The 20,585-nt window shown below is 68.2% G+C and carries 15 protein-coding genes; 8 read left to right on the top strand and 7 right to left on the bottom strand.

Features of this window, described 5'->3' with window-relative positions; genetic code table 11:
* Nucleotides 1–244: 244 nt before the first annotated feature.
* The 5 genes from TSB10GB4_RS03290 to TSB10GB4_RS03270 all read right to left on the bottom strand — a co-directional run bounded on the left by TSB10GB4_RS03290 (nt 245) and on the right by TSB10GB4_RS03270 (nt 6,705).
* On the bottom strand, nt 245–1,171 hold the full coding sequence (locus TSB10GB4_RS03290; protein WP_244293014.1) for a metal ABC transporter permease: 927 nt from the start codon (nt 1,169–1,171) through the stop codon (nt 245–247).
* Nucleotides 1,168–2,412, bottom strand: coding sequence for a metal ABC transporter permease (locus tag TSB10GB4_RS03285; protein ID WP_186394532.1), 1,245 nt, complete (start codon nt 2,410–2,412; stop codon nt 1,168–1,170). The genes TSB10GB4_RS03290 and TSB10GB4_RS03285 overlap by 4 nt, the downstream gene beginning before the upstream one ends.
* On the bottom strand, nt 2,412–3,236 hold the full coding sequence (locus TSB10GB4_RS03280) for a metal ABC transporter ATP-binding protein (protein WP_305849837.1): 825 nt from the start codon (nt 3,234–3,236) through the stop codon (nt 2,412–2,414). The genes TSB10GB4_RS03285 and TSB10GB4_RS03280 overlap by 1 nt, the downstream gene beginning before the upstream one ends.
* Nucleotides 3,237–3,250: 14 nt before the next feature.
* Entirely contained in the window at nt 3,251–4,252 is a 1,002-nt protein-coding gene (locus tag TSB10GB4_RS03275; RefSeq protein WP_186394531.1) for a metal ABC transporter solute-binding protein, Zn/Mn family, read from the bottom strand.
* A 545-nt stretch (nt 4,253–4,797) separates the two neighbouring features.
* Nucleotides 4,798–6,705: a PhoX family phosphatase gene (locus TSB10GB4_RS03270; RefSeq protein ID WP_186394530.1), complete on the bottom strand. Its 1,908-nt coding sequence runs from the start codon at nt 6,703–6,705 to the stop codon at nt 4,798–4,800.
* Nucleotides 6,706–7,040: 335 nt separating this feature from the next.
* On the opposite strand from TSB10GB4_RS03270, the gene TSB10GB4_RS03265 reads away from it, so the two are divergent.
* Together TSB10GB4_RS03265 and TSB10GB4_RS03260 are read left to right on the top strand one after the other, a co-directional pair.
* Complete coding sequence (locus TSB10GB4_RS03265; protein WP_186394529.1) at nt 7,041–7,535, top strand: hypothetical protein; 495 nt, start codon at nt 7,041–7,043, stop codon at nt 7,533–7,535.
* Between the two features lie 189 nt (nt 7,536–7,724).
* Entirely contained in the window at nt 7,725–9,890 is a 2,166-nt protein-coding gene (locus tag TSB10GB4_RS03260) for an esterase-like activity of phytase family protein (RefSeq protein WP_186394528.1), read from the top strand.
* A 90-nt stretch (nt 9,891–9,980) separates the two neighbouring features.
* Here TSB10GB4_RS03260 and TSB10GB4_RS03255 read toward each other — a convergent pair whose 3' ends face one another.
* Nucleotides 9,981–10,685, bottom strand: a complete 705-nt coding sequence (locus TSB10GB4_RS03255) for a class I SAM-dependent methyltransferase (RefSeq protein WP_186394527.1) — start codon at nt 10,683–10,685, stop codon at nt 9,981–9,983.
* The gene (gene mnmA / locus TSB10GB4_RS03250) at nt 10,685–11,869 is read right to left on the bottom strand and encodes a tRNA 2-thiouridine(34) synthase MnmA (protein ID WP_186394568.1); all 1,185 of its coding nucleotides are present in this window, start codon (nt 11,867–11,869) and stop codon (nt 10,685–10,687) included. The genes TSB10GB4_RS03255 and mnmA overlap by 1 nt, the downstream gene beginning before the upstream one ends.
* Nucleotides 11,870–12,271: 402 nt before the next feature.
* Between mnmA and TSB10GB4_RS03245 the strand changes: the two genes are divergently transcribed.
* The 6 genes from TSB10GB4_RS03245 to TSB10GB4_RS03220 all read left to right on the top strand — a co-directional run bounded on the left by TSB10GB4_RS03245 (nt 12,272) and on the right by TSB10GB4_RS03220 (nt 20,562).
* Nucleotides 12,272–15,025, top strand: a complete 2,754-nt coding sequence (locus TSB10GB4_RS03245; RefSeq protein ID WP_186394526.1) for a flagellar hook-length control protein FliK — start codon at nt 12,272–12,274, stop codon at nt 15,023–15,025.
* 55 nt (nt 15,026–15,080) lie between these two features.
* Entirely contained in the window at nt 15,081–15,746 is a 666-nt protein-coding gene (locus tag TSB10GB4_RS03240) for a flagellar hook assembly protein FlgD (protein WP_186394525.1), read from the top strand.
* Between the two features lie 248 nt (nt 15,747–15,994).
* Nucleotides 15,995–16,270 (top strand): DUF1153 domain-containing protein, encoded by a 276-nt coding sequence (locus TSB10GB4_RS03235; protein WP_067217848.1) that lies wholly within the window; start codon nt 15,995–15,997, stop codon nt 16,268–16,270.
* 852 nt (nt 16,271–17,122) lie between these two features.
* A complete protein-coding gene (gene fliF / locus TSB10GB4_RS03230; RefSeq protein WP_186387176.1) occupies nt 17,123–18,757 on the top strand; it encodes a flagellar basal-body MS-ring/collar protein FliF in 1,635 nt (544 codons plus the stop codon).
* Nucleotides 18,754–19,818, top strand: a complete 1,065-nt coding sequence (fliG, locus tag TSB10GB4_RS03225; RefSeq protein ID WP_186394524.1) for a flagellar motor switch protein FliG — start codon at nt 18,754–18,756, stop codon at nt 19,816–19,818. The genes fliF and fliG overlap by 4 nt, the downstream gene beginning before the upstream one ends.
* A gap of 24 nt (nt 19,819–19,842) precedes the next feature.
* A complete protein-coding gene (locus TSB10GB4_RS03220) occupies nt 19,843–20,562 on the top strand; it encodes a FliH/SctL family protein (RefSeq protein ID WP_208984393.1) in 720 nt (239 codons plus the stop codon).
* The last annotated feature ends 23 nt before the right edge of the window (nt 20,563–20,585 follow it).

The raw sequence follows: 20,585 nt of genomic DNA, 5'->3' as shown, positions 1-20,585 counted from the left end.
GCCCTCCACAAAAAATTGCAATTAACGTCGATAACATCCTATGCGCGAATGTTCTCACTGCGCAGAGTTTCTTTCAATCGACAGAAGCTGCAGGGCTGATTGTATTTTCGACCTTTAATCGTACTTTCAATTCGAAAAGAAACTTACACTTCGAATGTAATTGTATAAGTTGCGTAGTTTTATTTAGTTATACGTAGATAAAGTCTCGACAAATTGCGCATCTCAAGAGGAAATGGCAAAAGTATCAGGCTGACGGCTGACCGATACGGCGGCGATGCGGAGCCGCGAGACAGGCGGCGGCCAGCATCAGGCCCGAGACCGTGGCGATCATGCCGGCGGCGCTGACCGCATGGGCCGAGCCGAGCCAGAGCGGTCCATAGCCGGCGAGCACATAGCCGAGCACCGCTGAGAGCGCCGCGAATCCGGTGCTCCAGGCCACCTGGTGCTCCAGCCGCTCGGTCATCAGCCGGGCGGTGGCCGGCGGGCAGATGAACATGGCGATGACGATGATCGAGCCGACCGCATCGAAGGCGGCGACGGCGGCCACTGCCGAGGCGGCGACCAGCGCCAGGCCGATCAGGCGGACCGGCAGGCCGAGCGTTGCGGCAAAGCCCTCGTCGAAGGTGGAGAGCTTCAGCGGCCGCCAGAACACCAGCATCAGCACGGTGATCAGGGCGGCGACCAGCGCGATGCGCGGCAGTTCCGGCGGCAGTGAGGCAAGGGCAACCGGGTCCAGCAGCGAGCTCCAACCGGTGGCGTCGAACCAGATCAGGCTCTCCAGATTGCCCATCAGCGCGTGCTCGACATCGAGATGGACGCCGCTGGTGTCGCTCTGCTCCAGCAGCAGCACGCCGCCGGCAAACATTGCCGTGAACACGACGCCCATCGCCGCGCCCGGCTCGATGCGGCCGAGCCGGCGGATCGTCTCGATCAGCAGGACCGCGATCAGCGAGGCTCCGGCGGCGCCCAGCAGCATCGGCAGGCTGGCAAGGCTGCCGGTGACCAGGAAGGCGACGACGATGCCCGGCAGCACGACATGGCTGATCGCATCGCCGATCAGCGCCTGACGGCGCAGGATCAGGAAGTTGCCCGGCAGCGCGCAGGCGATCGCCGCGAGCACGCCGATCAGGATCGGGGTCAGCGAGAGCTGGACGAAGTCGGCGCCCATCATGTGTCCTCCCGGCGGTGCCGCGCCGCGGCGTCGGCCAGCAGGCGGTCGATCTCGGCGATCTCGTCACCCGTCATCACGGCCGCAATCGGGGTCAGCCCGTCATAGCGGTGGCTCAGCGGATCGTCCCGGTGGATGCGGCGGGCGACCTCGAACCGGCGTTCGTCGAGCAGCGCGCGGGTCGCTTCGAGGCGCCCGGCTTCGGTCGGCACGCGGTCGGGTCGGATCAGCCCCTCGCGGCGCAGAACCTTCAAGGTGAGCGGGTCGAAGATCGGCTCGCCGCGCGCCAGCGACAGCAGGCCCTGACGGCGATGCAGACGCAACTGGAACCGGCGGTGGCGGAGGGCGGCGGCCAGAACGCCGCGCCCCGGCGCCAGCAGCAGCGAGACGAGAAACAGCGAGAAGGCGACGAGCACGATGATCGGGCCGGTCGGCAGGCCGGGCGCGGCGGCCGACATCGCGGCGCCGACATAGCCGGACAGGCCGCCGATGGCGCCGGCGATCAGCACCACATGGTCGGTGCGCTCGCTCCACAGGCGGGCTGCGACCGGCGGCACGATCAGCAGGGCGATCACCAGCACGAGGCCGACGATCTTCAGCCCCGCGACGGTGACGGCCAGCACCAGCAGCATCATGGCAAGGTCGATGCGGCGGGTGTTCAGTCCGAGGGCGGCGGCAAAGCCCGGATCGAAGGAGACCAGCGTCATCGGCCGGCGCAAGGCCACGAGAGCGAGAACGGCAAGGACGCCGCCAAGCGCGATCACCACCGCGTCCTGGTAGAGCATGCCGGCAGTGGAGCCGAGCAGGAACCCTTCGAGCCCGGCCTGCCGCCCCTGCGACAGGGTCTGGATCACCGTCAGCAGGACGATGCCGAAGCCGAAGAAGACCGAGAGAACCGCGCCGATCGCGGTGTCCTCGGCAAGGCGGGTGTGACGGGTGATCCACTCGACGCACAGAAGACCGATGCCGGCGGACAGGGCCGAGCCGGCCAGGAGGCCGACGAGGCTGCGGCCGTCGAGGCCGAAGGCGACCATGACCAGGAAGGCGATACCGACGCCGGGCAGCGTCGCATGGGCGATGGCATCGCTGAGCAGGGCGCGCTTGCGCAGGAACAGGAAGGTGCCGCCGGCACCCGCAGCAATGCCGAGCAGGCTGGCGCCGATGGCGACAAGGCCCGCATTGTAGCCGGCCTGCAGCAGCAGTGCTGACAGAAACGCCTCGATCGGGGAGCCCGGCACCGGCATCAGCCCTGCTCCGACAGCCGCAACTGGTCGATATGGGCGGAGGCGAGCCGGCCGCCATAGGTCGCCTGCAGGTTCTCCGCCGTGAAGGCGGTGGCGACCGGCCCTTCGGCAATGCGGCGGGTGTTGATCAGAAGCACCCGGTCGAAATAGGCGGTGACGGTGGCGAGGTCGTGATGGACGCAGACGACGGTGCGCGCCTCCGCCTTAAGTGCCTTGAGAACATCGATAATTGCCTTCTCGGTCGCGGCGTCGACACCGGCGAAGGGCTCGTCGAGCAGGTAGAGGTCGGCGTCCTGGGCCAGCGCGCGGGCGAGGAAGACGCGCTGCTGCTGGCCGCCGGAAAGCTGGCCGATCTGGCGGGTTGCGAAATCGGCCATGCCGACGCGGGCGAGGCAGGCGAGCGCGCGCTCGCGGTGGCTGGCGCGCACGAAGCCGAGCAGCCCGAGCTCGCGATAGAGCCCCATCAGGACGACGTCGATGACGCGGGTCGGGAAGTCCCAGTCGACCGAGGCGCGCTGCGGCACATAGGCGACCCTTGCGCGGGCCCGCTCCATCGGCGCGCCGAAGACGGTGACCGTGCCCGACAGGCGCGGCACGATGCCGAGCGCCGCCTTGAGCAGGGTCGACTTGCCGGCGCCGTTGGGGCCGATGATGGCGATGAGGCTGTCGCGCGGGAAGGTGGCGTCGACGGAAAACACCGCCGGGCTCTCGCCATAGGAGACGGTGATCGCCCGCAAGGCCATCGCCGCCCGCGCCGCTTCGGCGCGCGCGGCCGCCTCCGCCTGCCGGTCCGCCACCAGTTCGACCCTGTCGCGCGCCTGCATCGCCGTCACGCTCCTCAGCTTCCCGCCGCCAGCCGGCCGGCCATGCCGCGCTCCGGCGCATCGCCGCCGAGAGCGCGCGAGATCACGGTGGCGTTGTGATCGATCATGCCAGGGTAGGTGCCTTCATAGGCGCCTTCCGGGCCCATTGCATCCGAGAAGAGCTCGCCGCCGATGGCGACGGTGTGGCCCTTCGCCGCGGCGCCCTCGATCAGCGCGCGGATCGAGCGGTCGGAGACCGAGCTTTCGACGAAAACCGCAAGAATCCGCCGGTCCACCAGGATGTCGACCAGTTCGGCGACGCGCTGCAGGCCGGCCTCGCTCTGGGTCGAGATGCCCTGGATGCCGAGCACCTCGAAGCCCTGGGCGCGGCCGAAATAGCTGAAGGCGTCGTGCGCCGTCACCAGAACCCGCGCGGTTTCGGGCACGCTGGCAAAGACCGTGTCGGAATAGGCGGCGACCTGCTCCAACTCGTCAAGATAGGCTTTTGCATTGACCGAAAAGGCTTTTTCCGCCTCCGGCCGGGCGGCGACAAGCGCCTCGCGCACCGCCTCGACGACGCGCGACCACAGGCGCGGGTCCATCCAGACATGGGGGTCGACCTTGTCGGCATAGTCGAAATGAGAGATCAGCAGCTCGCGCGGCAGGCTCTCGGCCACCGCGACGACCGGCTTGCGGGCGCCGAGTTCCTTGAGAAAGCCTTCCATCTGCGCCTCAAGGTAGAGGCCGTGCCAGAGAACGAGGTCGGCGCGGGCCATGGCGGCGATGTCGGAGCGGGTCTGGCGGTAGGCATGCGGGTCGACGCCCGGTCCCATCAGCGCGCGCACCTCGACATGATCGCCGCCGATCCGCCGCGCCGCATCGGCGATCATGCCGGTGGTAACCACGACCGACAGCGGCCGTGCCGCCTGCCCCGCCTCGGCGCGGACATGGCCCGGCGCGAGGGCCGCGAGCGCCAGCAGCATCAAGCCCGCTGCCAGGGCGATCCGTCGAAGCCCGAGGATAGATCCCGCTCTCATGTGCTGCATCCTTTCAATTCTCCCGACCGGGCGGTGCCGTCGGCGGGGATGTCCCGTTGTTTTGAATGATTATGAGAACCATTTGCAACTTGTCAAATGCAATTGAGAATTATTTGCAAAACGGGGGCGGGACGGGTCAGTTCCGCGCGGTGGCGGGGATACGAGCGGGTGCGGTGGCGGGGCTAAGGGCAGGCGCGGGGCGGGGATACGAGCGGGCGCGGCGGCGGGGACAAGAGCAGGCGCGGGACGGGGATAAGAGCGAGCGCGGCGACGGGGGCAAGAGCGGGCACGGCGCAGGCGCGAGGCAGGTACGGGGCAGGGGTGGCGCAGGTGCGAGGCAGGGGCGAGGCAGGCGCGGGGCAGGGGGCGGAGGCTTGCGGAATTTTGCGAGATTTTTGCAAAATTTTGAGAAATTTTGAGAATCGGCCTCTCAAACTCTCTCAATCGTCGCAAAAAACGGCGCGCCGCTTGTCGCAGCGCGCCGGAGCTTGTCGTCCGGCCCCCGAAACGGGGACAGGGCGGGGATAAGGGCTGATGCCGGCGTCTCAGCCGACCGGCGCGTTGTCCGCCCGCTTGACCGCGACCACGCAGGAGCGGCCGAGCGTGCCCTCGCCGTCCGGGAAGGGCGAGGCGGGATGCTGGATGCCGACGAACATGGTGCGGCGGTCGGCCGACCAGGTGAGGCCGGTCACTTCCGATCCGTGCGGGCCGGTCAGGAAGCGCTCGATGCGGCCCGTCGCCGGGTCGCCGGCCAGCATCTGGTTGTTGCCGTGACCGGCGAAGTCGCCGGCGTTGTCGTCGTCGCCGTCGGTCTGGATCCACAGCAGGCCGGTCGTATCGAACATCATGCCGTCGGGTGCGTTGAACATGTTGCCGTCATGGATGTTCGGCGAGCCGGCATAGGCGTCCTGATGGACGGTCGGATTGCCGGCCATGACGAAGAGGTCCCAGGTGAAGCCGGTGGCGGCGTGGTCGTCGCCGGCCGGATACCAGCGGACGATCTGACCATACTGGTTCTCGGCGCGCGGGTTCGGCCCGCCGACCGGGGTGTCGTCGCCGCCGGCATTCGGCTTGACGCCGCGGCGCGTGTTGTTGGTGAGCGCGCAATAGGCCTCTGCCGCCACCGGATTGACCGCGACCCATTCCGGCCGGTCCATGGTGGTGGCGCCGACCTTGGAGGCGGCGACACGGGTGAAGACGGCGATCTCGGCCGCCGGCATGCCGGTCACCTCGGGCGTCAGCGCGACCCACTCGCCGCTGCCGTCGTCGGCGAAGCGGGCGACGAAGAGCGTGCCCTCGTCGAGCAGGGTCGAGGTGTCGCCGCCCGGCGTATAGACGCCGGCGGACACGAACTTGTAGAGGAACTCGCCGCGCTCATCGTCGCCCATATAGACGACGACGCGGCCATCGCGGGTGAGAACCGTCGCCGCGTTCTCGTGCTTGAAGCGGCCGAGCGCGGTGCGCTTGACCGGCACGGAGGTCGGGTCGGACGGGTCGATCTCGACGACATAGCCGGCCCGGTGCGGCTCGTTCGGGTTCTTCGAGATGTCGAAGCGCGGGTCGAACTTCTCGTAGGAATAGACGCTCTTGGCGCCGATGCCGTAGCGCTTGAAGTGCTCGGGCAGGGCGACGGCCTCGTCGGTCGAGCCGAAATAGCCGTTGAAGTTCTCCTCGCAGGTCAGATAGGTGCCCCAGGGGGTGCGGCCCGAGCCGCAATTGTTGAAGGTGCCGAGCGAGGCGGTGCCGGTCGGATCGGCTTCGGTCTTCAACAGGTCGTGGCCGGCAGCGGGCCCCGACAGGCGCATCGGCGTGTTGTGGTCGATGCGCCGGTTGAGCGGGCTGTCGACGACGATGCGCCAGCCGTCCTCGCCTTCCGCCACTTCCATCACCGTGACGCCCTGCAGGTTCTGCAGCTTGCGCACGTCCTCAGCACTCGCCGGCGTGCCGCCGTCATTGTTCGGCAGGTTGAGCTTCGGGTTGACGTATTCGTGGTTGACCGCGATCACCTGGCGGCCGCCGATGGTGAAGAGTTCCATGCCGTCGGTGTTTTCGCCGAAGACACGGTCGGAGGTGGCGGCGTCGCCGCCGGTCGCATGGTCGAACTCCGCGGCGTCGGAAAACAGCGGGTCGCCCCAGCGCGCCAGCACCTGCCAGGTGTAGCCCTCCGGCACATGCACGGTGGCGTCGGTGGCGATCGGAATGGCGGTGAAGGCGAAGCGCGAGGCGGCGGCCTCGGCGGAGACGGACGACAGCAGGCCGGTCACGCCGGTGCCAAGGCCCATGGCGGCGGCGCCGGAGCCATAGACGAGGAGGCCGAGCAGGCCGCGGCGGGACAGCGCGCTGTCGACCACCTGGTCGAAGCCGGTCGTCTGCGGGGAGGGCCTGCGGGCCTCGTCGAATGCGTCGAAGGAGAAGCCTTCGAAATCAACGTCCTGTTCGGTCTTGCGATCCATGCTGGGACTCCTTTGCTGGCATTCTTTACTGGTGGGGGGCCATGCTGGCTGGAGGCAGGCGGCGTGTGGCGGCCTGTGCTGGACCATAGCGGCGCTGCAACTCATGTGTGTGACGACGGCCGTTCTCCCGGCTGTCGCTCTGGTGGGGTGTGGCAGCAAGGATGCGGGGATTTTTCAACATGCAGAACCTCTCTTTGTGCAGATGAGAGGATTTTTGCGTGAAGTTAACGTAATAATACTTTTAAATTTATGGCAGTAATGGTAGTATAATTTTGTTTCATGAATGAATTCTGATCTGCCTGCGCGGACAAAAAGCGGATTGCAAGCAAATGGCCATGATGGAGATGATGGAGCCCGAACCCGAGGCGGAGACCCTCACCCTGGGCTATGCGGAGATCGTCTATACGGGGGTCTCCCTCGCGGAGGTCGGGGACGCATATGCCGAGCAGGCCTCGCGGGAGATCGCCGAGAAGATCAATGACGCTCTTCACGCGGTCCTCGATGCGGGCCTCGGCTTCAGCATTTCGGGATACGATGTCGCCCTTGAAGGGCTGACCCTCGACTTCAGCGACGTGCGCGCGGGCAGCATCATCGCGCGGTTCAAGATGGTCGGAACGGTCCTCGTCACGTCCTACACTCTCATCGCCGGCTACCCCTCCTTCAAGGAGGCGGTGCCGATGATCGCGGAAGATGTCGGCAAGGCCATCCAGTATATCCTCGACCGCGACCCCGATCCCGACCGGCGGGCGCTGAACCCGGAGCATTTCACCCTCTATTTCCGCGATGAAGACGAATTGCTGCTGGAGATTTCCGAGAAAACGGAAAGCTGACGCGGTTTTCCGACGGCCGCAGGGGCTCTCCCCCTTAGCCCCTGTCCCGGCCCGCTCGATCCCTTCCGCCAAGCCCGTGTGACGGTGCCGCCAGGCGGACCGGGACGGGCTGTCAACGGCGTGTCACAGACCGCCCCTAACACGGGTTCCGCGTATCCGCGACCGATCGCGGTCAGGAGAGGGGAACCCATGACACTCCGTACACTTGCAGGCTTCGCAGCAGCCCTTCTCGCCTCCACGGCGATGGCCGGCGCCGAGCAGAATTTCAACCGCATCGCCACCTTCCCGGTGATCGCCAACATGGCGCCGGGCGAAGATCCGGCCCGCGAAACCTCGGCCGAGATCATTTCCGCCTCGGAAGACGGGATGACCCTGGTCTATAGCGACAGCCCGCTCGGCGTCGTCGGCCTGATCGACATCACCGACCCGCGCGCGCCCAAGCCGCTCGGCAATATCGACGTGGGCGGCGAGCCGACCACCGCCGTCTTTGTCGGCAACATGGTTTTCGCGGGCGTCAACACGTCCGAAAGCTATGCCAACCCGTCGGGCAAGCTGGTCACCATCGACCCGGCCAGCAAGACGATCGTTGCCGAATGCGACCTCGGCGGCCAGCCCGATTCCGTCGCCAAGGCGCCGGACGGCAGCTTCCTGGCGGTGGCGATCGAGAACGAGCGCGACGAGGACCTGGGCGACGGCGGCCTGCCGCAGATGCCGGCCGGCTTCGTCGTCAAGCTGCCGGTCAGCGACGGCGCGGTGGACTGCGCGGCGCTGCAGGTGATCGACATGACCGGACTTGCCGAGATCGCTCCGGAAGATCCGGAGCCGGAATTCGTCGACATCAACGAGGCCGGCGAAATCGTCGTCACGCTGCAGGAAAACAACCACATCGTCATCATCGGCGCGGACGGCACGGTGGTGTCGCATTTTTCGGCCGGCGAGGTGACGCTGGAGGGCGTCGACACCCGCCGCAACGGCGCGCTGGAGTTCAGCGGCAGCAAGGGCCCGATCCCGCGCGAGCCGGACGCGGTGAAGTGGCTCGACGGCGACCATGTCGCCTTCGCCAACGAGGGCGACTGGAAGGGCGGCACGCGCGGCTGGTCGATCTTCCGCCGCGATGGCACGCTGGTCTATGACGCCGGCACGTCGTTCGAACATGCGCTGGTCGAGATCGGCCACTATCCCGAGCACCGCAGCCATTCCAAGGGCGTGGAGCCGGAAGGCATGGAGACCGGTACGTTCGGCGGCATTCCGATGGTCTTCGTCGCCTCCGAGCGCGGCTCGGTGATCGGCGTCTATGACGTGTCGACCCTGTCGGAGCCGCGCCTGCACCAGTTGCTGCCCTCCGGCATCAGCCCCGAGGGCGTGGTCGCCATCCCCTCGCGCAACCTGATCGCCACGGCGAACGAGTTCGACGCGCGCGAGGACGGCGGCGCCGGCAGCCATGTGATGATCTACGAATGGCAGGACGCGCCGGCCGCCTATCCGATGCTGACCTCGGCCGGGGCCGACAGCCTGATCGGCTGGGGTGCCCTGTCCGGCCTGGTGGCGGATGCGGAAAAGCCCGGCATTCTCTACGCCGTGTCCGACAGCGTCTACGGCATGCAGCCGGCCATCTACACGATCGACGCCAATCAGACGCCGGCGCGCATCACCGAAAAGCGGGTGGTGACCCGCTCCGGCCAGCCGGCGCAGAAGCTGGATCTGGAAGGCATTGCGCTGGCCGGCGACGGCGGCTTCTGGCTGGCCTCGGAAGGGCGCAGCGACCGCTTGGTGCCGCATGCGATCTATCGCACGGATGCCAAGGGCGAGATCCGCCAGGAGATCGCCCTGCCGCCGGAACTGCTCGCCCACGAGATCCGCTTCGGCTTCGAGGGGATCACCGTGCAAGGCGACGTGCTGTGGATGGCGGTGCAGCGCGAATGGAAGGACGATCCCAAGGGGATGGTCAAGCTGGTGGCCTATGACACCAAGGCCAAGACCTGGGGCGCGGTGCACTACCCGCTCGACGCGGCCGAGACCGGCTGGGTGGGCCTGTCCGAGATCACCCTGCATGGCGACCATGTCTATGTGCTGGAGCGCGACAACCAGATCGGCGCGGCGGCGACAATCAAGAAGCTCTACCGCGTGCCGGTGGCGGAGCTGCAGCCGGCGCCGCTCGGCGGCGACCTGCCGGTGGTGAGCAAGGAAGAGGTGCGCGACCTGCTTCCCGACCTCATGGTGCTGAACGGCTATGTGCAGGACAAGGTCGAGGGCTTCGCCATCGACGCGGCCGGCACCGCCTTCGTCGTCACCGACAATGACGGCCTGCAGGACGCCTCGGGCGAGACGCTGTTCTTCTCGATCGGCAAGATGTGATCGGCAGGACGTAACGACAGGATGCAACGACAGGCGGGCCGGGCAACACCGGCCCGCCGCTCGTTTCGGGCCTGAGAGGATCGGTTCGGGTCAGTCCGGACGGCGGAACACCATCATGGTGAAGAGGCCGAAGGGGGCGAGGCGCTCCTCGCGGACCAGTTCCATCGCGGTGTTGTCGAGCACCGTCTCGCGGCGGAACAGCGGATCCCAGCCAAGCGCCGAGGCGAAGCGGGCAAGGCCGCGCTCGATCAGTGCCAGCAGGCCTTTGTCGGCGGCGAAATGGTTGACGATGATCACCGTGCCGCCGGGCTTGACCACCCGCTCCAGCTCCTTGAGCACGGCGGAGGGATCGGGCACCACGGTCATCACATACATGACGGTGGCGATGTCGAAGCGGGCGGCGTCGAAATCCATCTCGGTCGCGTCCATCGCCCGCAAGGTGGCGACGTTCTTCAGCTTCTTGCGGCGCACGCGCTCGCGGGCGCGCTCCAGCATCGGCTTCGACAGGTCGATGCCGGTGACGGTCAGGTTCTCGCCGTAAAGCGGCAGGGACAGGCCCGTGCCGACGCCGACTTCCACCAGTTCGCCGCTCAGCCGGTTGGCCTCGCGGGCGGCGGCGCGCTGGCCGAACACCAGCGGCGCGGTGAACACCCAGTCATAGACCGGCGCCCAGCGGGCATAGGCGCTTTCCACCGACCCGGTGGAGGGGCCGGCGACGCGGGCAAGGCCGAGGCGCTTGGCGAGGCGGTCGGCGATCCGGCGCAGGCGGCTGACGGGCCAGAACTCGGCAGCCATTACAGCGGAACCACGGTGGCGGCTTCGGCGCGCGGGGCGCTGAGGCCTGAATTGACGGGAATGGTGCGCTCGATCCAGCCGCCGCCGAGAACACGGGCGCCGTCGCCGTCGTCGTCGAAGAAGACGCAGGCCTGGCCCGGCGCGACGCCGGTCTCGCCGTCGGCGAGATCGATCACCGCCTGGCCCTCGACGAGGCGCAGCACGGCCGGCTTGGGCGGGCGGGTGGAGCGGACCTTGGCGTGCAGCTCGATGCCGCCCGGCGGGATGTCGGAAAGGCGGCCGGGGCCGATCCAGTTGACCTCGCGCAGGACGATCTCGCGGGTGCCGAGCGCCTCGCGCGGGCCGACGACGACGCGGCGGCCCTCCGCCTCCAGACGCACGACATAGAGCGGCTCGCCGGTGGCGATGCCGATGCCGCGGCGCTGGCCGATCGTATAGTGGATGATGCCGTGATGGGTGCCGAGCACCCGGCCGTCGACATGGACGATGTCGCCCGGCTCGGCGGCGTTCGGCTTCAGCCGCTCGATGACATCGGCATAGCGGCCCTGCGGCACGAAGCAGATGTCCTGGCTGTCCTGCTTCTCGGCGACGGTGAGGCCGAATTCGCGGGCGAGCTCGCGGGTCTGCGGCTTGGTCAGCCCGCCGAGCGGAAAGCGCAGGAAGTCGAGCTGTTCCCGGGTGGTGGCGAAGAGGAAGTAGCTCTGGTCGCGGTCGAGATCGACCGGGCGGAACATCGCCCGGTGGCCGTCGAGGAGGCGGGAGCGGACATAATGGCCGGTCGCCAGCACGTCGGCGCCGAGCGTGCGGGCGGTCTCCAAAAGGTCGGAGAACTTGACCGTCTGGTTGCAGGCGACGCAGGGGATCGGCGTCTCGCCGGCGATGTAGCTCTCGGCGAAGCGCTCGATCACCTTCTCGCGGAAGCGGTCCTCGTAGTCGAGCACGTAATGCGGGATGCCGAGGCGCTCGGCGACGCGGCGGGCGTCCTGGATGTCCTGGCCGGCGCAGCAGGCACCGGCGCGGTGCACCGCCTCGCCGTGGTCGTAGAGCTGCAGCGTGACGCCGATGACGTCGTATCCCTCGCGCTTCATCAGCCCGGCGACGACGGAGGAATCGACGCCGCCGGACATGGCGACGACGACGCGGGTGTCCTCCGGTCGCTTGGGGATGTCGAGACTGTTGAGCATGAATGTCACCTTGCGGTCCTGTCGGATTGCGGGCCGGCGGCCGCTTGCGGCGGCTGTCGGGCTCTGCGCGGACGGTCGCTGGAGGACGCGCGTGAGGTCTTCTGTATCTGGCGGCCCGCTTCTGTTGCCCGCGACTATAGCGGATCGCCCGGCCCATGGGAAAGGGGACGCCGCAGCGCGCCAGGGCGGTTTTCGCCCGGTCCACCCGGCAAAGCTTGCCACACCCGGCAAACTTTACCCGGCATGTGAGGCGCAAAGAGCGGCTCGACAAGGGGGTGTTTACCGAAAAGGCGAGGATTTTCGCGATTTTTCCGATCTGGCCCGGCATTTGCTCTCCCCTCTTGCAAAAGATGGTGCGCGCCGGGGATCCGGTGTCCGCGCCGACGACTGGCGGAGAAACGCGTGATCCTCGCAGGGCAGTTCCCGACGACATCGACAGCCGGCACCACGGCCGCCCGCACCGGCCTTGCCGGCGGCGGCGTGCAGGGCGCGTCGGCCTTCGCGATGCTGCTGGGCTCTGCCGGGGGCGAGGGCGCCGGCCAGCAGGCGGGCGTTGCCGAGATCGCGGCCCGGCGGCTGCCGGCGGGCGTGGTGTCGGTTCCAGCCGGGCGGATGCCGGTTGCCGGCCTGCCCTTGCGGTTTGATGCTGCTGCTGCCGGCGAGGCGCGGCGCGATCTCGTCTCGGCGCTGATGGCCGGGCGCAACGAGGGGCGGGCCCAAGGGGGCGCCGAGATCCCGGGCGAAACCACGGGCGAAAACCTGGCCGGGAGCGGAGCCGATCCGGTTTCCACGAGCCTTGCCGCGAGCTTTGCCGAGACCGTGGCCGCGAGCCTGCCGGCCGCCTTCGCGGCGGGCGGCGAGGTGCGGACCGATGCGCCGGCGCGCGCCCAGGCAGAGGTCAATGTCGATGTCGATGCGGATGCCGATGTCAGCGAGGGCGATGCGGCTGGTCAGGAACGAGGCCGCGCCGGAATTCTCTCCGGGTTGATCGCCACGGCCGGCAAGGCGGCCGAAGTTCTGGCGACAACGCCGGCGGGACTGGGTGTTGCCGCAGCGGTGCTGGGTCCGGCGGCGCCGCTCGCCAGCGCGGCGGTGGCCGCCCTTGGCGCGCGCCTGGCGGACGCGGCGGGCGATCTTGCGGCCCTGCCGCAGGCCGACGCCACTGACAGCGACGCACCCGAGGCCCCGCGCGGCGGAACGGCCGCCGCGTTGGCGGACGGGGCGGGCGAGGAGACGGACGCGCAGGCCGAGCTTGCCGAGGCTGCCCGGAAGATGGCGGCGACGGCACGGCGCGGCGGCGAGACGATCGCGACCAGCGGCGCCGCGACGCGGCCGGCGGCCGGGACGGAACAGGCCGGAACGAAACAGGCCGGAACGAAACAGGCTGGAACGGAACGGGCCGGAACGGAACAGGCGGGCGAGACCGCGCCGGCAGGCGCGCAGCCGGCCATGCGCACGACATCCGCGGGACTGGCGGCGAGGATGCTGGCGCCGGAGGCCGGCACTGGTATCGGGACTGGCACTGGCATTGGCACGGGCATTGGCGCGGCTGGTGATGCCGCGCGGGGCGCCGGACAGGGCCCGGTCCGGGGTGCTGCCCAGAGCGTTGGCCAGAGCATGGGCGAGAGCGTGAGCCAGAGCGCGGTTCGGAGCGCGGGGCAGCCTGGCGCCGGCGCGGATACAGCGACACGGATCGTGAATGCGCTGCCGCCGCAGATCCCAACCCCGGCCCAGGCTCAAACGCAGGCCCAGGCTTCGGCTTCGGCAGATGCGCCGCGTCCGGCGCCGATGGTGACGGCCATCGGAACGGCGACGGGTGCAGCGATGCCCGGCGCGGAGGAGGCGCTGCCTGACGCCCCCGAGGCTCCGGTGCGGCCGGTGGCCTCGCCTCGTGACCAGAGCGGCGCGACGGCTGCGCGGATGCAGAGCGAGGCGGCCGTGCGGACCGACGTCGCCGCGGCGATGCGCGCCGCTACCTCCACCCTGGCGCGGCAGGGCGCCAGCCTGCCGGCCGGTGTCGAGGTGACGGTGGCCGAGATGAGCGACGGTTCGGCCGGCGCGACGGGCGAGAGCGCAGCGCGCGCCCAGGCCACTGCCCAGACTGCTGCCCAGGCCACTGCACAGACTGCTGCCCAGGCGAACACGCAGCCATCCGTGCCGGCGAGCCTGAAGGTGGATCTGCAGGCGGCCGCCACCGGTGCGTCTCAGGCCGGGGCGACCAAGGCGGACACGACCAAGGCCGGCGCGACCAACGGGAACGCGACCAAGGCAGGTACATCGCAGGCAGGGACGACACAGGCGGGGACGGCACAGTCCGCATCGATGCCGGTGCCGCCGCAGGGGCTGGCTTCGGCACAGGCGCGCGATGCGGTGCTGAGCGAGGCCGCGAGCCTTGAGGCGGACGCCTTCGCCGCGCTGGCGAGGGGCGCGGATGCCAGAAGCGCGGATGCGGGCGGCGACAGGCCGGCGGCCGAGGCGCGGCCGGCATCGGCGGGCGCCCCGGGCGCGTCGGCTGCGGCATCCGGCGAGACACAGCGGCCGGGGGTCAGCGCCGCGGCGCTCGCCTTCGCGGCGGCGATGACGGATACGGCCGGCGAGCCGCAGGGCGGCGACAGGTCGCTCGACGGCTTCGACGGACAGATCGAGATTGGCCGCGCCGAGGCGCAGGCCCAGGCTTCAACCGCCGCCTTGCGCGGATCGACGGCGGCACTGCCACAGAACGTGGCAGTGGCAAGCGCTCATCTGGCGACGGAAGTCGCCAGGTTTGCCCAGAAGGGGCAAACGCGCTTCCAGATCCGTATGGACCCGCCGGAACTCGGCCGGGTGGATGTCGAATTGAAGGTCTCGCGCGACGGCACGGTGAGGGCGCACCTTTCCGTGGAACGCAGCGAGACGCTGGACATGTTCCTGCGCGACCAGCGCGGGCTGGAACGGGCACTCGATGCCGCCGGCCTCAAGCTGGAAAGCGGAGGACTCGAAATGTCGCTGAAGAACCAGAACGGTTTCGCCGGTTTCGAGCGGGGTGAGGGCGGCAATGACCGCCTCGCGCCGGGCGAGGGCGGCGGCCTCCAGAAGGAGGACGGCGACACGCTGCCGATGGCGGCAGCCAGGGCCTATGTGAGCGGCGCCAGCGGCGCCCTCGATATCCAGGTATAGCCCGCAAGGCATGGCGCGCCCCGGCGGGAGCCGGACGGCGACAGGAGTGAACGAGATGGCGACGAGCGGCATTAGCGGCAGCGGCACGAGCGGCGGGGCGACCACCACCTCCGCCTCGCTGACGGCGCTTTCGAACAATTACGAGCTGTTCCTGTCGATCCTGACGACCCAGATCAAGAACCAGGATCCGCTGAACCCGATGGATTCATCGAAGTATACCGAACAGCTTGTTCAGTATTCGTCGGTCGAACAGCAGATCAAGACCAACGACCAGCTCAGCGACCTGCTGGCGGTGATGGCGGCGACGACGGCCTCCAGCTATGTCAGCTACCTCGGCACCAACGTCACGGCGGCGGGCAACACCACCAGCCTGAAGGACGGCGAGGCCAAGTGGACCTACGATTCGCCCGAATCGGGCAAGGCGCGGGTGGAGATCCGCAACAGCCTTGGGGCGGTGGTCTTCGCCGAGGATGCCGACCTGTCCTATGGCGCCAACATCTATACCTGGGACGGGCGCACGACCGCCGGATCGTCGGCGCCGCAGGGGGCCTACTCGATCTCGATCGCCCGCTATGACGCGAACAACCGCCCGACCGTGCCGGTGGCGACGGAAATTTCCGGCACCGTCGAGGGCATCGAGTTCACCTCCTCGGGAGCGATGCTGAAGATCGGCGGGATCTATGTGTCGGCGGCCACGGTGCTTTCGGTCAATCGCAACTGATCGGGCCGGCCGGCCGGCGGGTGGAAATTGCACGGGGCGGCGAGAAATTTTCGCCGCCCCTTTTTCGTTCTCATTTTGCAAGACACGGCAGTCCTGCACGAAGGCAGGGTTTCCCTCGGCTGATGACATCTTTTACGAAGGCCGAGTCGTTCAAATTCTTACCGAATTGTTGCTTCCCGTTTAGGTAATTTTTAAAGGCAAACCGTTACATTCACAGTCAACGTGGTCATGTTGAGTGTGAGTGTACAATGACCGACCGAGCAAGTGCGCGTGTCAAATATGTAATCGGTCCCGACGGGTCACCGTTGACGATCGCCGATCTGCCGCCCGCGACCACCCGTCGCTGGGTGATCCGGCGAAAGGCCGAAGTGGTGGCCGCCGTTCGCGGCGGACTGCTGTCTCTCGACGAGGCCTGCAAGCGGTATACGCTGACCGTCGAGGAATTCCTGTCCTGGCAGAGTTCGATCGATCGCCACGGCCTTGCCGGGCTGCGCGCGACGCGGGTCCAGCAATACCGGAACTGAGGCAGGATAAGGCGGCAGGCCCGGCCGGCTCGCTTCCCCGCAAGCCCGTCCTGCCCCAGACACCGCTCTTCGAACAGAACGATCCTTGAAGAGGCTGGCGGCAACGCCGGCCTCTCGGTGTTTTCGCGCCGCCGGTGTTCAGACGGTGCTTGTCGCACAGACCTTTCCTTGGCGTCTTCCCGGACGAGGCAGAAGATCCGGGACCGGGGAGGCACGGCGGTTGCGGTGTCTTTTGGGAGTGCCTTTGTGAGGCCCTCGGCTCGCCGGTCCCGCATCTCCGCTTCGCTGCGTGCGGGATGACGAAGGAGAGGGGGTGAGCGTGTCCTCTCGATCGCTCTGGCAGCCAATAGGCACCGGGTCGCGCTAGCGCGCGCCCGGTGTGACGGCGAAGGGTGGGGTGACCGGCGCGTGCTTGCGCGCGACCGGGGGGTGACCTCCGAGATGGGGTGAGGCCGTGCCTCCCCCACGGAGGTCATCCCCGCCGCAGGCGAAGCCGGAGAGCCGGGAACCAGAGGTAACCCCGGCGGGTGCTTGTCGCTTCATCCTCTCCCTGGCGCGGTCCTCAAGCGCTGATGCGCCGGGCGGGGCGCGACTCACCAGGCTTCGCGAAAGGTTAACGCGACCCGGTCGATTTTGCCGGTCTCCTATCGCATTTCGCCACGATAAGCAGCGGAAAGTCCGCGACTTTTACCCTTTCCTAACGCGCGTTAACCACTCGTTTACCATCTGGCGGGCAAAAATTGCCTACCGGCCATCCGGGGGGGCTTTTCCATCCCCCTCATCCCCAAGGAGCCGCCCTGGGTGGCCCGGTCTTTTCAGAGGTTTTCCGCGACAGCATCGACGGGTGGGCACGTGAACGGACTTGCGGATCTTGTGAAGACACTCGGCCCGGCCCGGCTTGGCGCGATGGGCGCGGTGGCGGCGATCCTGGTGGGCGTGTTCGCCTTCATCATGCTGCGGGTGACCGCGCCGCAGATGACGCCGCTCTATACGGACCTGACCTTCGAGGATTCCTCGGCGATCATCTCCCAGCTCGACAGCCTGGCGATCCCCTACCAGATCCAGAACGACGGCGCGACGCTGCTGGTGCCGCAGGCCGACGTGTTCCGCACCCGCATGCGGCTGGCCGAACAGGGCCTGCCGCTCGGCGGCTCGGTCGGCTACGAGATCTTCGACAAGGCCGACACGCTGGGCTCGACCAGCTTCGTCCAGAACATCAACCGGACGCGGGCGCTCGAGGGCGAGCTGGCCCGCACCATCCGTTCCATCGGCCGGATCAAGTCGGCCCGCGTCCATCTGGTGATCCCGGAGCGGCGCCTGTTCCAGCGCGACGCGCAGCCGCCCTCGGCCTCCATCGCCCTGTCGGTGCGCGGCGAGCTGGACCCCGGACAGATCCGCGCGATCCAGCACCTGGTGGCAACCGCCGTCGAGGGGCTGCAGCCGAATTTCGTCTCCATCGTCGACGAGACCGGCCGCTTGCTGGCCAGCGGCGCCGGCGACCAGGGCGAGGGGTTCCTCGCCTCCTCGCTGCAGGAGCGCACCCAGTCGATGGAAGCGCGGCTGCGCAGCCAGATCGAGGAAATCCTCAACTCGGTGGTCGGTGTCGGCCGCTCGCGGGTGCGGGTGGCGCTGGAACTCGACCACACGCGGATTTCCGAGACCCAGGAGACCTTCGATCCGGACGGCCAGGTGGTGCGCTCGACCCAGTCGCGCGAGGAGAACTCCTCGACGACCGGGCGCCAGGGCGGCGTCACCGCCGCCAACCAGGTGCCCGGCGGCGACCAGCAGACCGGCGAGGCCGGCAACCGCGACATCGCCAACCAGTCCGAGGAGATCGTCAACTACGAGATTTCCAAGTCGGTGAAGACCGAGGTGATCGAGGCGGGCGGCATCCGCCGGCTCTCCGTCGCGGTGCTGGTCGACGGCGTCTATGCCCCCGACGCTGGCGGCGACATGGTCTATGCGCCGCGCACGGAGGAGGAGCTGGCACGGATCCGCACCCTGGTGCAGTCGGCCGTCGGCTTCGACACCCGCCGCGGCGACACCGTCGAGGTGGTCAATCTGCGCTTCGCCCAGTCGCCGCACGGGATCATCGGCGAGGAGGAGAAGGGCCTGTTCGAGTTCACCCGCGCCGACCTGATGCGCTTCGTCGAACTCGGCGTGCTGTTCCTGATCGCCCTGCTGCTGACGCTGTTCGCGGTGCGCCCGCTGGTCAAGCGCATCCTGGCCAAGGAAGAAGAGGCGATGCCGGTGCTGCTGGGCGCCGACGGCCAGCCGCTGGAGCCGGCGATGCTCGCCGACCATTCCGGCCAGTCCGGTCTCGGCGAGGGCGAGAGCGACGGCCCGCCGCGCATCGAATGGCTGGAGGCGGCGCAGGCGCAAGGCGCGATGCAGGTCGCCACCATCGCCAAGGTCGGCGCGCTGATCGACGAATATCCGAACGAGGCAGTCGGGATCATCCGCGGCTGGATGAATGAGGCAGCATGAGCATCGCAGGCAGCATCCAGTCCGCCCAGGGCACCCATCTGACCATCAGCGCGACCGAGAAGGAGCGCGAACTGAAGGGGGTCGAGCGCGTCGCCGTGCTGCTGCTGGCCCTCGGCGAACGGCACGGCCGGCGCATCTGGGAACAGCTCGACGAGATGGAGGTGCGCGAGGTCTCCGCGGCGATGTCGCGGCTCGGACCGGTGACGCCGAACATGCTCGACGAACTGTTCATCGACTTCGTGCGCAAGATCTCCAGCAACGGCGCGCTGAACGGCAATGTCGACGTGACCGAGCGGCTGCTGTCGAGCTTCCTGCCGCGCGAGCGCGTGTCGCTGATCATGGAGGAGATCCGCGGGCCGGCGGGCCGCAACATGTGGGAGAAGCTCTCCAACGTGCAGGAGAACGTGCTCGCCAACTACCTGAAGAACGAATACCCGCAGACCGTCGCCGTGGTGCTGTCGAAGATCGAGCCCGACCATGCCGCCAAGGTCCTCGGCATCCTGCCGGAGGAGCTGGCGCTGGAGGTGATCTCGCGCATGCTGAAGATGGAGGCGATCCAGAAGGAGGTTCTGGAGAAGGTCGAGCAGACGCTGCGCGTCGAGTTCATGTCGAACCTGACCAACACCTCGCGGCGCGACAGCCACGAGATGATGGCGGAGATCTTCAACAATTTCGACCGCCAGACCGAGGCCCGCTTCCTGGCCGCGCTCGAGGAGGAGAACCGCGACTCGGCCGAGCGGATCAAGACGCTGATGTTCACCTTCGACGACCTGATGAAGCTGGACGCGGGAAGCTGCCAGACGCTGCTGCGCAACGTCGAGAAGGATCGCCTCGCCATCGCGCTCAAGGGCGCGTCGGAGGCGGTGCGCGAGTTCTTCTTCTCCAACATGTCCTCGCGCGCGGCGAAGATCATGCAGGACGACATGGAGGCGCTGGGACCGATCCGCCTGCGCGACGTCGACGAGGCGCAGTCCGGCATGGTCGCCACCGCCAAGGATCTCGCCGCGAAGGGAGAGCTGATGCTCTCCAAGAGCAAGGGCGACGACGAGATCATCTACTGAGCGGCCTGAACGATGACGACAAGGATGGCGAGCACGCATATGAAGGTTCACCGCTTCCTCTTCGACCGCAATTTCGCGGCCATCGAGCTTCCCGACGAGGAAGAGGTGGAGGAGATCGTCGAGCCGGCCGAGCCGACGATCACGCTGTCGGAGCACAAGGCGCTGCTGGCGATCGCCGAGCAGGCGGCGTTCCAGCGCGGGCGCGCCGAGGCGCTGGGCGAGCAGCAGCAGAGCGAGGAAGGCCGCCTTGCCGACGAGGCGGGGCGGCTGGCCGAATCGGTCTCGGCGCTGATCGGCCAGCTCGACGTCGAGCAGGCCCGGCACGAGAAGGACGCGGTGGCGCTGGCCTTCCTGGTGGCGCGCAGGATCTGCGCCCATCTGATCGCCCGCGAGCCGCTCGGCGAGATCATCGCGCTGATCTCGGAATGCCTCGGGCCGCTGCGGCGGGCGCCGCATCTGGTGATCCGCGTCCGCGAAGGCGACATGGCCGAGCTGAAGCGGCGGCTCGATCCGCTGGTCGCCGAAAAGGGCTTCGACGGGCGGCTGGTGCTGCTCGGCGAGCCGGACATCGCCGCCGGCGACTGCCGCATCGAATGGGCGGATGGCGGCATCGTGCGCGACCGCAAGGCGATCGAGCGGCAGGTCGACCAGGCCGCCAAGCGCTATTTCGAGGGCCGGCGTGCCGGCAAGGGGCACAAAGCGGCCCTCAACCAGGAGACCGCCGAGGGGCGGAATGACGGATGAGCGATCCCAACGAGATGCAGGAA

The organism is Stappia sp. TSB10GB4 (assembly GCF_900185745.1).
Taxonomy (GTDB): Bacteria; Pseudomonadota; Alphaproteobacteria; order Rhizobiales; family Stappiaceae; genus Stappia.
Note: the sequence above shows the minus strand (reverse complement) of the source record. Positions and strands in the feature narration are given on the sequence as shown.

Coding starts and splice junctions, on each gene's coding strand:
- TSB10GB4_RS03270 (WP_186394530.1), bottom strand. CDS start 6,705: ATGGATCGCAAGACCGAACAGGACGTTGATTTCGAAGGCTTCTCCTTC.
- TSB10GB4_RS03240 (WP_186394525.1), top strand. CDS start 15,081: ATGGCGACGAGCGGCATTAGCGGCAGCGGCACGAGCGGCGGGGCGACC.
- TSB10GB4_RS03285 (WP_186394532.1), bottom strand. CDS start 2,412: ATGCCGGTGCCGGGCTCCCCGATCGAGGCGTTTCTGTCAGCACTGCTG.
- TSB10GB4_RS03290 (WP_244293014.1), bottom strand. CDS start 1,171: ATGATGGGCGCCGACTTCGTCCAGCTCTCGCTGACCCCGATCCTGATC.
- mnmA (WP_186394568.1), bottom strand. CDS start 11,869: ATGCTCAACAGTCTCGACATCCCCAAGCGACCGGAGGACACCCGCGTC.
- fliG (WP_186394524.1), top strand. CDS start 18,754: ATGAGCATCGCAGGCAGCATCCAGTCCGCCCAGGGCACCCATCTGACC.
- TSB10GB4_RS03255 (WP_186394527.1), bottom strand. CDS start 10,685: ATGGCTGCCGAGTTCTGGCCCGTCAGCCGCCTGCGCCGGATCGCCGAC.
- TSB10GB4_RS03235 (WP_067217848.1), top strand. CDS start 15,995: ATGACCGACCGAGCAAGTGCGCGTGTCAAATATGTAATCGGTCCCGAC.
- TSB10GB4_RS03275 (WP_186394531.1), bottom strand. CDS start 4,252: ATGAGAGCGGGATCTATCCTCGGGCTTCGACGGATCGCCCTGGCAGCG.
- TSB10GB4_RS03280 (WP_305849837.1), bottom strand. CDS start 3,236: ATGCAGGCGCGCGACAGGGTCGAACTGGTGGCGGACCGGCAGGCGGAG.
- TSB10GB4_RS03260 (WP_186394528.1), top strand. CDS start 7,725: ATGACACTCCGTACACTTGCAGGCTTCGCAGCAGCCCTTCTCGCCTCC.
- TSB10GB4_RS03220 (WP_208984393.1), top strand. CDS start 19,843: ATGGCGAGCACGCATATGAAGGTTCACCGCTTCCTCTTCGACCGCAAT.
- TSB10GB4_RS03265 (WP_186394529.1), top strand. CDS start 7,041: ATGATGGAGATGATGGAGCCCGAACCCGAGGCGGAGACCCTCACCCTG.